At 68.6% G+C, this 14,845-nt stretch carries 14 protein-coding genes and 1 tRNA gene; 10 read left to right on the forward strand and 5 right to left on the reverse strand.

The features are described 5' to 3' along the window. Positions 1-31: 31 nt before the first annotated feature. Both EAT49_RS16650 and EAT49_RS16655 read right to left on the reverse strand, forming a co-directional pair. Positions 32-391: a YciI family protein gene (locus EAT49_RS16650; protein ID WP_123643431.1), complete on the reverse strand. Its 360-nt coding sequence runs from the start codon at positions 389-391 to the stop codon at positions 32-34. A gap of 305 nt (positions 392-696) precedes the next feature. After that, positions 697-786: transfer RNA gene (locus EAT49_RS16655), tRNA-Ser, on the reverse strand. Positions 787-991: 205 nt separating this feature from the next. Here EAT49_RS16655 and EAT49_RS16660 point away from each other — a divergent pair. The 8 genes from EAT49_RS16660 to EAT49_RS16695 all read left to right on the forward strand — a co-directional run bounded on the left by EAT49_RS16660 (position 992) and on the right by EAT49_RS16695 (position 7,761). Then, a complete protein-coding gene (locus EAT49_RS16660; RefSeq protein WP_123643432.1) occupies positions 992-1,951 on the forward strand; it encodes an SPOR domain-containing protein in 960 nt (319 codons plus the stop codon). A 105-nt stretch (positions 1,952-2,056) separates the two neighbouring features. Continuing rightward, entirely contained in the window at positions 2,057-3,238 is a 1,182-nt protein-coding gene (locus tag EAT49_RS16665) for a D-alanyl-D-alanine carboxypeptidase family protein (protein WP_123643433.1), read from the forward strand. 17 nt (positions 3,239-3,255) lie between these two features. Beyond that, the gene (tmk, locus tag EAT49_RS16670; RefSeq protein ID WP_123643434.1) at positions 3,256-3,873 is read left to right on the forward strand and encodes a dTMP kinase; all 618 of its coding nucleotides are present in this window, start codon (positions 3,256-3,258) and stop codon (positions 3,871-3,873) included. Continuing rightward, on the forward strand, positions 3,870-4,340 hold the full coding sequence (locus EAT49_RS16675) for a YbaK/EbsC family protein (RefSeq protein ID WP_123643435.1): 471 nt from the start codon (positions 3,870-3,872) through the stop codon (positions 4,338-4,340). The genes tmk and EAT49_RS16675 overlap by 4 nt, the downstream gene beginning before the upstream one ends. A gap of 153 nt (positions 4,341-4,493) precedes the next feature. After that, the gene (locus EAT49_RS16680; protein WP_123643436.1) at positions 4,494-4,964 is read left to right on the forward strand and encodes a DUF2852 domain-containing protein; all 471 of its coding nucleotides are present in this window, start codon (positions 4,494-4,496) and stop codon (positions 4,962-4,964) included. 67 nt (positions 4,965-5,031) lie between these two features. Then, the gene (locus EAT49_RS16685; RefSeq protein ID WP_123643437.1) at positions 5,032-5,490 is read left to right on the forward strand and encodes an RDD family protein; all 459 of its coding nucleotides are present in this window, start codon (positions 5,032-5,034) and stop codon (positions 5,488-5,490) included. A 78-nt stretch (positions 5,491-5,568) separates the two neighbouring features. After that, positions 5,569-6,414, forward strand: a complete 846-nt coding sequence (locus EAT49_RS16690; protein ID WP_123643438.1) for an arginyltransferase — start codon at positions 5,569-5,571, stop codon at positions 6,412-6,414. Between the two features lie 156 nt (positions 6,415-6,570). Next, the gene (locus tag EAT49_RS16695) at positions 6,571-7,761 is read left to right on the forward strand and encodes an MFS transporter (protein ID WP_123643439.1); all 1,191 of its coding nucleotides are present in this window, start codon (positions 6,571-6,573) and stop codon (positions 7,759-7,761) included. 7 nt (positions 7,762-7,768) lie between these two features. Here EAT49_RS16695 and EAT49_RS16700 read toward each other — a convergent pair whose 3' ends face one another. The 3 genes from EAT49_RS16700 to EAT49_RS16710 form a co-directional block, all read right to left on the reverse strand. Further along, complete coding sequence (locus EAT49_RS16700) at positions 7,769-10,123, reverse strand: TRAP transporter large permease (protein WP_123643440.1); 2,355 nt, start codon at positions 10,121-10,123, stop codon at positions 7,769-7,771. Positions 10,124-10,137: 14 nt separating this feature from the next. After that, complete coding sequence (locus EAT49_RS16705) at positions 10,138-11,205, reverse strand: TRAP transporter small permease subunit (RefSeq protein WP_123643441.1); 1,068 nt, start codon at positions 11,203-11,205, stop codon at positions 10,138-10,140. A 158-nt stretch (positions 11,206-11,363) separates the two neighbouring features. Continuing rightward, positions 11,364-12,452 carry a TRAP transporter substrate-binding protein gene (locus EAT49_RS16710; RefSeq protein WP_123643442.1) on the reverse strand — a complete coding sequence of 363 codons (1,089 nt, stop codon included), beginning with the start codon at positions 12,450-12,452 and terminating at the stop codon, positions 11,364-11,366. 202 nt (positions 12,453-12,654) lie between these two features. Between EAT49_RS16710 and EAT49_RS16715 the strand changes: the two genes are divergently transcribed. Both EAT49_RS16715 and EAT49_RS16720 read left to right on the forward strand, forming a co-directional pair. Beyond that, positions 12,655-14,049 (forward strand): cache domain-containing protein, encoded by a 1,395-nt coding sequence (locus EAT49_RS16715; protein ID WP_123643443.1) that lies wholly within the window; start codon positions 12,655-12,657, stop codon positions 14,047-14,049. Positions 14,050-14,123: 74 nt separating this feature from the next. Next, a complete protein-coding gene (locus tag EAT49_RS16720) occupies positions 14,124-14,759 on the forward strand; it encodes a response regulator transcription factor (protein WP_123643444.1) in 636 nt (211 codons plus the stop codon). Positions 14,760-14,845: the final 86 nt, after the last annotated feature.

Genomic DNA, 14,845 nt, shown 5'->3' on the forward strand with positions numbered 1-14,845 from the left:
CGAGCGATAGCATCGCGGCGCGCGCCGTCACTTAGACGCCTGGCGGCGGCAGGACCGGGCGTATTTCGACCGACCCGGCCGTCACGCAGGGTGCCTTCGCGGCCCAGTCGAGGGCTGCGTCAAGATCGGCCACGTCAAGAATCACATAGCCGCCCAGCATTTCCGTGTTGTCAGCGAAAGGTCCATCCACGACCTGCGGCGTGCCGTTCGTGACGCGCAGTGTCGTCGCGGTGTTGGGCGGCAGCAGCCCGTTGCCACTGACCATGGCCCCGGATTGCGCGAGCGTACCGATGAAGGCGTTCCAGCTAGCGAAATAGGCCTCGACCTTCGCGGGATCCTTGTGTTTGCCCCGTTCCTCGGGGTTCTCGTAGAATTGCAGCATGTAGTGCATTGGTATCGCCCTTCTTATCACGATGACCGCCGCTCGGCGGCCTGTTGATGGGTGAGCGTGTTCGTACCCGCTCGTGATAGTGTGCGGCGGGACCGGCGCATTTCGACAGGCCTCGGATGGAAGTGTGAAAAAACTAGTGGCCGCGGCAGGTCGTTCGAATTCGGAACCGGCCTCGGGTTGCCGATCCGCATGAGGGGACGGTCTAGCCGGAACGCAGGTTGCCATTGGCGAACGGCAGCGCCGACCACGAGGTGCGACTGCCTCTCATAGCAAGCAGAGACGGTTGGATTTCAGAGGCGTTCGGGTGGCGGAGGAGGTGGGATTCGAACCCACGGGACGCTTTCACGACCAACGGTTTTCAAGACCGCCGCAATCGACCGCTCTGCCACTCCTCCGGTGGAATGGGCGTAGCCGCGGCGGAGTGATTCGGAAAGGACACGGCACGCGGCCTTTCGTGCAGGAGAGCCTTCCCACGCCGAACGCCAGGGGCTATCCTCGAACACAAGGCCGGCGCGACGATCAAGGGACCGGCCATCTCGAGCAGTCAGGCCGGGCGACCCGGCCGGGCGACGGACGCGTCGCTTACGATAGGGGCACGACATGACAGGCAAACCGACCGGCTTCCGGACCATCCGCAGCGCAGCCATCGCGCTTGCGGCCGCAACTGTGCTTTCGGGCTGTGCGGACGGACAGTTCCAGCTTCCCGAATTCGCGACCCGCGCGCTGGAACGACCCGCGGGCGACGCTCCCGCGACCAGCAGCGCCGCGGTCGAGCTGATCGAACGCGACGTCGAGGCGCCGGAGGTCTTCCAGGTCACCGAGGACGGTCTCTGGGACGGCCGGCCCTCGCTCGGCGGCGTCTGGGTGGCCCATCCCGATGTCACGGAGCCGGAGCGCGTGATCATCCGCAACCGCGACAACGGGCAGTTCGTCATCGGCGCCCTGTTCCGCCGCGAGCGCGAGAACCCCGGCCCCCGCCTGCAGATCTCCTCGGACGCGGCCGAAGCTCTGGGCGTGCTCGCCGGCGCGCCGACCAATCTCAACGTCACTGCGCTGCGCCGCGAGAGCACACCCGGCGGCGCGCCTGAGCTTGCCGGAAGCGAACCCGGGTTCTCGGCGGAAAGCGGGGGACTCGCGCAGCCGGCGTCGGTCGAGACCATGAGCCTCGAGCCCGCAGGCGCCGAACCTTCGGCAGAGTCCATTCAGCCCGACCCGATCGCCGCCGCCGCGGCCGCGATCGAAAGCGCCGCGGCACAGGCCTCGGCGCAGGTCGGCACTCGCCCACCGCCGGCGGCCGCACCCGTCTCGGCGCCCGCGGCCTCCAGTCTCGACAGGCCCTATGTGCAGATCGGCATCTTCTCCGTAGAGGAGAACGCCACGCGCACCGCGGACCGCATGCGCGAGACCGGCATCGTTCCCACCGTTCTTTCCGAGCAGAGCCAGGGCCGTGCCTTCTGGCGCGTGATCGTGGGTCCCGCGCGGGACGATGCGGAACGCGCGGAGCTCATCTCCCGGGTCCAGGGCCAGGGCTTTGCCGACGCCTACGCCGTCCGCAACTGAACCGGCAGAGCCCCGCCGCCCCGTGCGGCGGGCTCCCCTCCGCGATTGCGGCAGGGCTGCAGGCGGGGTAGGACGCGTGCTGTCCCCCAAGTCGGAGAGCAGCCCATGATCCGATCGCTTGTCGCAGCCATCTGTCTGATGTGCGGCGCGACCCTCGCCGCGGCGCAGAGCTACGAAACCCGCGCCGGCGCCGCCTACGTCCTCGATCAGAGCACCGGGACCGTGCTCCTCGAGAAGAACGGGAACGAGCCGCTTCCACCAGCGTCGATGTCGAAGATCATGACGCTCTACATGGCTTTCGAGGCGATCGCGGACGGGCGACTGCAACTCGACGAGCGGTTGCCGGTGTCCGAATACGCGCAGTCGCTCGGCGGCTCCACGATGTTCCTCGACACGACGGACCGGCCCACGGTGGAGGAACTGATCCGGGGCATCATCGTGCTGTCCGGCAACGACGCCTGTGTCGTCATCGCCGAAGCGCTCTCGCCCGACGGGACCGAGGCGGGCTTTGCCCGGATGATGACCGAACGCGGCCGCGAGATGGGGCTGACCCATTCCGTCTTCATCAATTCCACCGGTTGGCCCGCGCCGGGGCATGTCATGTCCATGCACGACCTCGCCGTGGTGGCAGACCGGCTGATCACCGACTTTCCCACCTTCTACCCGCTCTTCGCCGAGGAGGAATTCGCCTTCGATGGGCGGGCTCCGCAGAACACGCGCAACCGCAACCCGGTGCTCGGACTCGGGATCGGGGCGGACGGCCTCAAGACGGGGCATACCCAGGAGGCGGGCTACGGGCTTGTCGGGTCGGCCAAGCAGGGGGACCGCCGGATCATCTTCGTGATCACCGGACTCGAGACGCAGGCCGATCGGGCCGAAGAATCCGAGCGCATCATCAACTGGGCCTTCCGTCAGTTCGTCGAGCGCCGCATCGCGCCCGCAGGGTCCCGGATCGCGGAGGCCGACATCTGGATGGGCGCGGCGCCCCGCGTCGGGTTGACGGTCCCCGACGATCTGACATTGCTCGTCTCCGCGATCGGAACCGCCAGTCTGGACGCGGAGGTGATCTACACCGGGCCGGTCGAGGCTCCGATCGCGGCCGGGCAGGAAATCGCCGAGCTCGTCATCCGCCGCGAGGGCCTGCCCGAGGTCCGCAGGCCCCTCGTGGCCGAGGCGGAGGTGCCGCGCGGCGGCTTCTCCCAGAGGATGCGGACCGCGGCGGTCGTGCTGCTTGGCAAGATCGCGCCGCAGGCCGACCTTTCCGCCCTGCCCGGCCTCGACAGCTGAGCGGCGGGGCGCGCGACATGACGGGGCGCGGGCGCTTCATTACCTTCGAAGGGATCGACGGCTCGGGCAAATCGACCCAGGCCCGGCGCCTCGCCGCCGCCCTCCCCGGTGCGCTGCTGACCCGGGAACCCGGGGGCAGCCCGGGCGCCGAGGACATCCGTCACCTTGTCCTGACCGGCGATCCCGGCAGATGGTCGGCGGAGACGGAGATCCTCCTGTTCACCGCGGCGCGGCGGGATCATCTCGAAAAGACCATCGAACCCGCCTTGTCCGCCGGGCGGACGGTCGTCTGCGACCGCTTCGCTGACAGCACCCGCGTCTATCAGGGCGCGACGCGCGGCGACCTGCGGACCATGGTCGACGGGCTCCATGAACTGATGATCGGCCGCGAGCCGGACCTCACCTTCGTCATCGACATGGACCCCGAGATGGCGCTGGCCCGGGTCGCGGCGCAAGGCGGCGCGGAGCGTCGATTCGAGGAGTTCGGCCTGCCGCTCCAACAGAAGGTCCGCGCCGGCTTCCTCGCCCTCGTGCGGCAGTTCCCGGCGCGTTGCATCCTCATCGACGGTGATCGCGACGAGGACGCCGTCGCGGCCGATATCGCCGCCCGCCTCGACCTGGTCCCCGCGCCATGAGCAAGAGCCTGGCCCGGGTCGTTCGCACCCTCGAGCAGGCGGGGATCGATGCGCAGGTCCTCGCCATGGACATGGAGACCCGGACAGCGGAACAGGCGGCCGCGGCGGCGGGATGCGGACTCGACCAGATCGTCAAGTCCATCGTCTTCCGGTGCGAGACCTCGGGCGGCGTGACGCTCTTTCTGACGGCGGGCGGAAACCGGGTCGATGCGGACAAGGCCGCGGCCGTCGCGGGAGAGCCCCTGGGCCGGGCCGACGCCACCCTCGTCCGCGAGCGGACGGGCTTCGCCATCGGCGGCGTCTCTCCGGTCGGGCATCCCGCCCCGATCCCGACCTTTTGGGACAGGCGCCTGTCCGACTTTCCGGTAATCTATGCCGCAGCGGGAACGCCCCGACACATCTTCTCCGTGGCGCCGGACGCCCTGCTGCGCCTGACGGGCGCCACGGTGGCCGATTTCATCGCCTGACCGGCAAGTCGCGCGGATAAGTCTGTCGGTATCTCATAGGGTTACGCGAATTATGTGAAGGCTCTTCACATTTTCTCTTGAACCGCGCCGGCCTCCTACCGATATGGTGAAATGTGAAGGGCATTCACATACACCTCAGGAAGGAGACCCCAGATGACCGACACCACCACCTATCCGGCCCCCCGGCGGCTCGACCGAGAGGCCATGGGCTGGTTCTCCCGCGCCGAAGCCTGGCTCGACGATCGCGGCAAGGGCGCCTGGATCGCCGCCATGGTTCTCGGCTTCATCCTCTTCTGGCCCGTGGGCCTCGCCCTCCTTGCCTACATGATCTGGAGCAAGCGCATGTTTTCCGGCAATTGCGGCAAGCGCCGCCAGCACACGACATCCTCCTATCGCGCCGCGACCCGGTCCTCGGGCAACATGGCCTTCGATGCCTACAAGACCGAGACCCTGCGCCGCCTCGAGGAGGAGCAGGCCAGCTTCGAGGCCTTCCTCGAGCGCCTGCGGGAGGCCAAGGACAAGGCCGAGTTCGACCAGTTCATGGACGATCGTGCCCGGGCCGCCCGCGCCGACGACGAGGGGTCTTCCTCCCGGATGGACGACCGCGGCCAGGCCCCGGCCTGACACCCCCGGCGCGGCCCTTGCGAAGGGCCGCGCCCTTTCCCACATTCCGAGCAAGCACCGAGGACACATGACCGATCCGAGCTTCGCCTTTTCCGCCACGCGCCTGCCCGATCCCGCCCTGCGGCCAGATTTCTATCGTGCCGTCCCGGCGAAACGGCTCGGCGCCTGGATCGTCGATATCCTTGCGGTCGCCGTCGCCTGCATGGTCCTGCTCCCGTTCACCGCCTTCACCGGCATCTTCTTCTTTCCGCTGATGATGCTGGTCGTGGGCTTCCTCTACCGTTGGTCCACCATCGCCCAGGGCTCGGCGACGCCGGGCATGTGGCTCATGGGGATCGAGTTCCGTGACCGAGACGGCGAGAGGCTGTCGGGCGGGACGGCCTTCGCGCATACGCTGCTCTACAGCGTCAGCCTCGCCGTGGCGCCGCTTCAGCTGATCTCCGTCATCCTGATGCTGGTCACGCCGCGTCGGCAGGGACTGGGGGACCACCTTCTCGGAACAGCGGCGATCAACCGCCCGCTCTGACGCCGCTCGCCGATTTCGGGGGCTTGGCGGGCGGGAGGGGCATTGCTAACGTCGCCTGCAGGACAGCCCGCGAGCATCATGCGCCACACCCTTCCCCTTGCCCCGCAGTTCTATGTGACTGCGCCGCAGCCCTGCCCCTATCTCGAGGGGCGGATGGAGCGGAAGCTGTTCACGGCGCTGCAGGGCGACGGGGCGGAGCAGCTGAACGACGCGCTGTCGAAGCAGGGCTTCCGGCGCAGCCAGAACGTGCTTTACCGGCCCTCCTGCGCGGAATGCTCGGCCTGCCTGTCGGCGCGGATCGCGGTGGACCGGTTCCGCCCCTCGAAGAGCCAGCGCCGGGTCCGGCGGAGGAACGCCTACCTCGAGCGGCGGGCAAGCGCGCCCTGGGCGACGGAGGAGCAGTATGCGCTCTTCCGGGACTATCTCGACAGTCGGCATGCGACGGGCGGGATGGCGGACATGGATCTGTTCGAATTCGCCGCGATGATCGAGGAGACGCCGGTGCGCTCGCGGCTGATCGAATATACCGATCTGTCAGCCTCCCGGGACGATCCGCATGGCGGGCTGGAGGCGGTCTGCCTGACGGACGTGCTCGATGACGGGTTGAGCATGGTCTATTCGTTCTTCGATCCCGACCTCGCGGCGCAGTCCCTGGGGACCTACGTGATCCTCGATCATGTCGATCTCGCCCGGTCCATGGGGCTTCCTTACGTCTATCTCGGCTACTGGGTCCCGGGCAGCCCGAAGATGGGCTACAAGGCGCGCTTTTCCGGGCTCGAGATCTATCACAAGGGGCGCTGGCAGCGGCTGGAGGAGCCAGAGAGATTCGAGGCCGATACGCACCCCCTTTCGGTGCCGCCCATTGCCGAGCAGGTCGCCCGGATCAGCCTCCCCGACACGCGCCCGACCCGGCGGGAGGAGTAGGCGGACCCCGGCGTCCACATGTGGACGCTCGCGTAACCCGTTGCAGTCAAATGAAAACATGCGTGGACGCCCGGCGGCGTTAACCTTTGCCCCGGGTTGACAACCGGCCCGCGCCGGAAGAACGACGGCGGACTTGCGCCCGAGGGACCCCCGACCATGACACATGACGATCTTGCCCGGGGCCTCGAAGCCCGGGTGCCGCCGCAGGACGGGACACGCCCCGGCGAGGACCTTCGGCCGGCGCGGCTCGCCACGCGGCTGAGCTTCGTCGCGGCAGGGTTCGGCATCGCCTGCTGGGCGCCGCTCATCCCCTTCGTCAAGGATCGGCTCGGCGTTGCGGAAGGAGCCTTCGGCCTGCTTCTGCTGTGCCTCGGCATCGGATCGGTGATCGCGATGCCGGTCACCGGGATCGTCGCCGCCCGCCGGGGGGCGCGGCCCATGGTCCTTCTGGGCGGTTTCGGGATGGTTCTGATGTTGCCGCTGCTGGCGCTGGTCCCCGAGCCCTGGATGCTCGGCGTGGTGCTGGCGCTCTTCGGCGCCTCTCTCGGCACCATCGACGTGGCGATGAACGTCCATGCCGTCGAGGTCGAGGGCCGGGGCGACCGGCCGATGATGTCGGGCTTTCACGCCATGTTCAGCCTCGGCGGCTTCGCCGGGGCCGGGCTGATGACCGCGCTGCTGTGGCTGGGCCTGTCGCCACTCCAGGCCTCGCTCATCGGCGCGGCGCTGATGGCGGCCGCAATGGCGCCCACAGGGTCGCGCATGCTGCGGGCCCGGGCGGAGGCGCCGCCCCCCTTCAGCCTGCCCCGGGGCGTCGTGATCCTCCTGGCCGTGCTCGCCGGGATCACCTTTCTGATCGAGGGCGCGGTGCTCGACTGGGGTGCGCTCCTGCTGATCACGCGAGACCTCGCCGCAGCGGAAACCGCGGGTGCCGGTTTCATGATCTTCTCCGCCGCGATGGTGGCGGGCCGGCTGGCGGGAGACCGCATCGTGTCCGCGCTCGGTCCCTTCCGCGTGCTGGTGGCAGGCGGCGTCATGACGATCATCGGGCTCGCGCTGACCCTGATCGCGCCGGGGGCGGGGCTGGCGCTCATGGGCTTCCTGCTGATCGGTCTCGGCGCCTCGAACCTCGTGCCGGTCCTCTTCAGCGCCGCGGGCCGGCAGAGGATCATGCCGGCCGGGATGGCGATCGCGGCCGTCACCACGACCGGCTACGCCGGGGTGCTGCTCGGTCCGGCCGCCATCGGCGGGGTCGCGGAGGCGACCAGCCTGCCCTTCGCATTCTGGGGCCTCGCGCTGCTCGTGCTGGCCGTGCCCGCAACGGCGCACCGCGTGGCGCGCATCTGACGGGGCGCTACCGGCCCAGAAGATCGGGCACGATGGTCACCACGCTCGGGAAGAACCAGAGCAGCGCGATGCCCAGCACCTGGATCAGGACGAAGGGAAGCACGCCGCGGTAGATATGCGCTGTGGTGATCGACGGCGGGGCCACGCCGCGCAGGTAGAACAGCGCGAATCCGAAGGGCGGCGTCAGGAACGAGGTCTGCAGGTTCACCGCGATCATGATGGTGACCCATTTCGGGTCGAACGTCCCGCCGTAGATCACCGGCCCCACGATGGGGATCACGATGTAGATGATCTCGAGGAAGTCGAGCACGAAGCCGAGGATGAACAGCACCAGCATGACGATGAGGAACACCGTCATCTCGTTGTCAAAGCTGCGCAGGAACTGCTGGATGTAATGCTCTCCGCCGAAGGAGATCACCACGAGGTTCAGAAGCTGCGAGCCGATCAGGATGGCGAAGACCATCGCCGTGACCTTGGCGGTCTCGCGCACGACCGGGGTCAGCACGCGGCCCGCCCAGAGCACCCAGCAGGCGTAGAGGATCGAGAACATCGAGAAGAGGAAGGCGGCGAAGGCGGCGAAATAGGCCAGCACATCCTCGAAGGCGGCATCGGACTGGCCGATACGCATGTCGAAGTTCACTCCGAGGAGCAGCATGATGACGATGGCGAAGGCGCCGTAGAGGATGATCCACGGGCTGCGGCCCTCCTCGGCGAGCTTGCGGTAGGCCGCGAGCATGATCGCCCCGCCCGCGCCCAGCGCCGCGGCGGGCGTGGGGTTGGTGATGCCGCCGAGGATCGAGCCGAGCACCGCCACGATCAGCACGAGCGGCGGGAAGATCACGCGGATGAGGTCGTTCTGGCCGAGGCGGGCGGCGGCCGTCCGGCTGGCCCGGAGGGCGATGCCGAAGGGGATGGCGAGAAGCAGCAGTGCCGTGCCCGGAGAGGTGACGGGCGAGATGAAGACGAGGTCGACGAGCAGTGCCAGGACGAGACCGCCCGCCCCGATCAGCAGCGGGGTCGGATCGGCACCGGGGCGGACGCCGCGGGCGAAGGCGAACATGATCGCGAGCAGCAGCACGGCGAGGGTCACGCCGGTGCCGAAGGGCGGCGCGTTCGCGATGCGCTCCGCCCGGATCTCAGCGCGTTCCTCCTCAGAGAGCTGCACGGATTCCGCCACGCCCCCTGCGGCGTCGATCTCTGCCTGCTGGGCCACGGCGCGGTCCCAGGCGGCCTGGCCGTGGAGGTCGATCATCGCCTCCTGGCAGGCGGGCGAGACATTGGTGCGCAGGGACGCACCCTGTCCCACGTCGCTGCGGCTGCCGACGGTAACGTCCTGGCTGCCGACGACATTCAGGTTCGACATGGCGACCACAAGCGCGATCAGCGCGGCGGGCACCAGCAGGAACCAGGTCAGGCCCTCGTTGCGGGTGATCGGCTCCGCATTGGCGCTGCCCATCTGGACCGCCGGAGCCTTGGCCGGATTGAGGAGCGCGAAACCGAAGGCGTAGAGCCCGTAGAGCACCGCAAGCAGGATGCCCGGCAGGAGCGCCGCCTGAAAGAGCGTGCCGACGGAGACGACGGCGGGTTCCCCGAGATAGGTGAGCGCGTCGGTGCAGCCGACGGACGTGGCGCGGGCCTCCTGCGCGGTCGAATAGAGGTCGCCCGCGAGGGTCCCGAGCAGGACGATGACGATGGAGGGCGGGATGATCTGGCCCAGCGTGCCCGAGGCGGCGATCACGCCGGTGGCCAGTTCCCTGGAATAGCCTGCGCGCAGCATCGTGGGCAGCGCGAGCAGGCCCATGGTCACCACGGTCGCGCCGACGATGCCGGTGGAGGCGGCGAGAAACGCGCCCACGACGACGATGGAGACGGCGAGACCGCCCGGCAGCGGGCCGAAGAGGCGCGACATGGTGGTCAGAAGGTCATCGGCGATCTTCGAGCGTTCGAGGGTGATGCCCATGAGCACGAACATCGCCACGGCGAGCAGGGTCTCGATGGACTGGCCTGCGAGCACGCGCTCGTTCATGCGGTTGACGATGAAGGAGATGTTGCGGTCGAGCGCGACTTCCCAGCCGAGGGGGAAGACGGGTTCCTCCATCCGCGGCAGGTCGGGATATCGGAAGATCGAGATCGCATCCGGCCTGACGCCTTCGGCGATCAGCCCGGCATAGGCCTGGGACGAGGTGTCGATGGCCTGGTGGATCAGGAGCCCGCCCGAGTCGAGCAGCGCGATGACCGCGAAGGAGATGACCGCCGCGCCGGCAATGGCGAAGGCCACCGGAAAACCCGACAGGATCCCGGCGAAGAGCGTGAGGAAGACGATGATGAGGCCGATCTCGACGCCATCGAGTCCGAAGAGCATGGGGGCCGTCCTTCTTAATGGGCGCCGTCGAAGGCTTCTTCACCCGCGCCGAGCGTGTCGCGGTCGAGGTATCTGCCGTAGCTGTCCGGCCCTTCCTTCCACTCGAGCCAGGAGCGGTAGAAGAAGGCGATGGACTGCAGGATGATCATGAGCGCGAAGGCGCAGAGCAGCACCTTGAAGAGGAAATAGGCGTTGAACCCGTTGGGGCTGAAGCCGATCGTCTCCACGTTCCAGGAGGCCGCGCGGAAGCGCTGTTCGACGAGCTGCTCGTAGGTGTTGGAGGCGGAGACCGGCGGGTTGATGAGGTGCCGCCAGAGGAAATACCAGCCGTACATCCAGGTGATGATCGCGGCGGGCAGCATCAGCACGACGCAGCCGACCATGTCGATCACCCGCTTCGTGCGTTCGGACACGGCGGAGTAGATCAGGTCCACCCGCACATGGCCGCCCTGGACGAAGGTGTAGGCGGCGCAGAGGCAGACGATCATGGCGTTGTAGAGCTTGAGTTCCTCGGACCACCACGAGACGTCCTTGGCGAAGGTCGTCCCGAAGCCGAGACCGATCTCGGAGGCCGCGAAGACGCGCTGCATGAAGACGATCAGGATCTGCTGCAGGACCATGATCAGCGCGGCCCAGGCGAAGAACCTGCCGACACCGTTGGCGAAGCCCTCGAGGACGCGCACGCAGCCCCACATGAAGGGACGGTACACGAGCCCCGCCGCCGTGACCCCGAGGAGCACGACGAGAAAGGCGAAGAAGAATTCGACGGAGCCGCCGTAATAGACGACGCGCATGAGCGCCTGGGCGGCTTCGGGATCCTCGATGCGGCCCGACAGCTGCGCCTCGGGCAGCCACGAGAGCCACATGCCCGGATGGGTGAGAGCGAAGAGGATGTTGTAGACCGCCTCGAGCAGGTTGCCGATGACCCAGAGAAATCCGTCCCAGACGGCGCCCAGCGTCGTCTCCGCGGGCGCGCGCGGCTCCGCGCCCTCGGGGACATTGCCCTGAAGCCGCTCCACGAAGCGCGTGAACCCATTCTCGTAGGAGGCCCAGAGACCCCCGCCGGTGTCCTCGTCTTCCATCGTCCCCCCTCGCCTCCCGATGCGGGAGCCGGAGCCTGTCCCCAGGCCGATGTCACATGATCAGCAGGCAACGGCCCCGGCAAGCCCGCAAGCCTGCCGGGGCCGGGGCGCGGGAGAGGCGGGGGGCGCCGCGCGCCCCCGCCCGCCCCGCGCCGGGATCAGATCCCCAGAACGCGGTTGCGCTGCATGGTGGTCTCGCCCTCGGAGCGGCTGCTCCAGTTGGCCGATGCCTGCAGCGAGGTCATGTAGCTGTCGTAGCAGCGGGCATAGAGCTCGTCGCCCATGTTCTCGGCCACGACTTCCTGAGCGGCGGCACCGAAGGCGTCCCAGATCTCGTCGTTGAACTCGAGGACCTGCACGCCGCCGGACTGCAGGCGCTGCAGCGCGGCCGAGTTGTTGGCCATGAACTGCGACATCGACCAGATGTTCGTCGCGGTGCAGGCCTGCTCGAAGATCGCCTGCTGCGCGGGCGTCAGGCTGTCCCAGACATCGAGGCTGACCACGGTGTTCAGGTTCGGACCCGGCTCGTGGAAGCCCGAGGTGTAGTAGAACTTGGTGATCTCCTGGAAGCCGGCCTTCTCGTCCGCCCAGGGGCCGATCCATTCGGTGCCGTCGATGGCGCCGGAGGCCAGCGCCTGATACACCTCCGCGCCGGGCAGGTTCTGGACCGATGCGCCCAGCTTGCCGAGCGCCTGGCCACCCTGGCCGGGCATGCGGAACCGGAGGCCCTGGAAGTCCTCGACCGAGGTCATCTCCTTGGCGAACCAGCCGCCCGACTGCGGGCCGGTGTTGCCCGAGGGGAAGGCCTTCAGGCCGAAGATGGAATAGAGCTCGTCGCCCAGCTCCTTGCCGCCGTCATGGTACCACCAGTTGGAATATTCCTGGAAGTTCATGCCGAAGGGGATCTGGCTGAAGAAGGACAGCGCCGGGTGCTGGCCGAGGAAATAGTAGTCGACCCCGTGGTACATGTCGGCCTGGCCGGCGGCCACGGCGTCGAACACCTCGAAGGCGCCCACGAGCTCGCCCGCGGCCTTCAGATCGACGGTCAGCTGGCCGTCGGTCATGGCGGTGATGACATCGGCGCAATGCTGTGCCGCGTCATGCACGCCGGCGAGGCCGCGGCCCCAGGTGGTCACGAAGGTGAGCGTGCGGTTGCCCTGGGCATAGGCCGGGGCGGCAAGGGCCGAAGCCGTGGCGGCAGCGGCGCCGCCGACGGCGCCCTTGGTCAGAAAGGAACGACGATCCATGGATACCTCCCGTTTGGTGCCCGGCCCCTCCCACGGGCCGGACGGATCTCGAAGTGTCGAAAGTGGTAGCGACAGATTCTTTCGCGCGCCATACCCATCACTGCGTAGACGCAGCGTCCCGCCCCGCGCGAGCGGGCCGGATCGGCCCCGAAGCGGCGGCGCGCCGCTTTTCCGCGCCGCGGTTTCGGCCTAACGGTGGGCGATGCTTCACCGTCTGCGCCTGCCCTATGCGGCCAAGCTCTACCTGATCGCGGCGATTCCCCTGGTCTTCGCCGTGGCCGCGATCACGGTGCTGGTGGATCGCAGCACGCGGCAGCTTGCCGAGCGCGAGATCGCGGCGCTGGAGCGGCAGCTTATGGAGGCGAAGCGCGAGGAGCTGCGCAATTACCTGTCCATCGCTCGGACCTCGTTTCTGAACATCTACGGCCGCGCCGCCCCCGACGACGAGGCGGCCAAGCTGGAATCGACCCGCATCCTCGCGGCGACGCTCTACGGTCAGGACGGGTATTTCTTCGTCTTCGACTATGACGGCGTGAACCTCGTGGCGCCGCGCCAGACCCAGCTCATCGGGCGCGACTGGTCCGGGCTCAGGGATGCGGGCGGCACGGAGATCACCGACGAGCTGATCCGGCTCGCACGGGCAGGTGGCGGCTATCACAGCTTCGCCTGGCCCAAGCCGTCGACCGGCGAGACGGCGACGATGCTGGCCTATGTCAACGGTCTCCAGGACTGGCGCTGGGCCATCGGAACCGGCATCTTCATCGACGACGTGACCGAGATCGTCGCCGCCGCGCGGGCGGAGGTGGATGCGCGGATCGGGCGCACGACGCTCTATATCCTCGCGATCACCATTGCGGCCCTGCTCACCGTCTTCCTGACCGGCCTCGCCCTCAACATACGGGAGCGGATGCTGGCGGACACCAAGCTGAAGGCCCTGACCCAGCGGATCATCGACGCGCAGGAGGAAGAGCGCGGGCGCGTCGCCCGGGAGCTGCACGATTCGATCAGCCAGATCCTCGTCTCGGTCCGCTATGCGCTCGAACTCGCGCGGCGGCGGCTGGGCCCCGGCGACGCGCGGGCGTCGGAATCGCTCGACAAGGGGCTGGGCGCGCTCGGCCAGGCGATCCAGGAGGTGCGGCGGATCAGCCGGGACCTCCGGCCCGGGGTGCTCGACGATCTGGGGCTGGGTCCCGCGCTGCAGTCGCTGACGGACGATTTCAGCGCCCGGACCGGCATCGCGGTCGCCTTCCAGACCGTCGTCTTCCGCAACCGGCTGGACCAGGATGCGCGGATCGCGCTCTACCGCATCGCGCAGGAGGCGCTGACGAACATCGAGCGGCATTCCGGCGCGGACCGCGTCGAGATGTGCCTGCGCGGCCATCGGGCCGGGGCCGTGCTCCGGATCGCGGACAACGGCTCGGGCATGGCGGCGCAGGGCCGGCAAAGCGGGCTCGGGCTGCGCAACATGGCCGAGCGGATGGAGCAGCTGGGCGGGACGCTGAAGGTCACCTCGGGCGCGGACGGCACGGCGATCGAGGCGCAGGTGCCGCTGACCCATCTCCTCACGGCCGATACGGCCCGCGCCGCCACCGGGTGATCCGTCCGGCTTCTCTTGCCCGGAAACCGCTGCTAGGGTCGCCGACCAAGTCCACAGACGGAGCCCCGCCGCCGATGCCCCCCACCCGCGTGATGATCGTCGACGACCACCCGATGGTGATCGAGGGCATCCAGTCGATCCTCGAGACCTACGACGACATCGAGATCGCCGCCGCGCTCTCCGGCGGGCAGGAGGCGGTGGACCGGATCGAGGAGATCGCCCCCGACGTGGTGCTGCTCGACCTCAACATGCCGGGCCTCGGCGGGCTCTCGGCCACGGAGCTGATCCTCGAGCGCCGGCCCGAGACGCGGGTGCTGGTGCTGTCGATGCATGACAGTCCGGAATACATCTCCACCGCCCTGCGCCACGGCGCGCGGGGCTACGTCCTGAAGGACGTGCCGGTGGACGAGATCAAGACCGCGATCGACGTGGTGATGTCGGACGAGCGCTATCTCTGCACCGGCGCGCGCACCTCGCTCAGCCCCGGCACCGCGGACGGGCGGGAGCCGCTTACCGGGCGGGAACAGACGATCCTGCTCCAGCTCGCCCAGGGCCGTTCGAACAAGGAGGTGGCACTGGCGCTCGATATCTCCGTCCGCACGGTGGAGACGCACCGCAAGAACATCCGCCGCAAGCTGGGGATCTCCTCGACCGCCGGGCTCACGCGTTATGCGCTGGAGCACGGGGTCCTGCAGGGCACCGGGCACTGAGACAGGGGCCGGCCCGCTTCCGATCCGGCCGGAAGCGCGCGCGGCCCGCCGCCCGGTCGCGAGCGCAGGGACAGCGGGCCGTGCGC

Source organism: Histidinibacterium lentulum (genome assembly GCF_003789055.1).
Classification (GTDB): Bacteria; Pseudomonadota; Alphaproteobacteria; order Rhodobacterales; family Rhodobacteraceae; genus Oceanicola; species Oceanicola lentulus.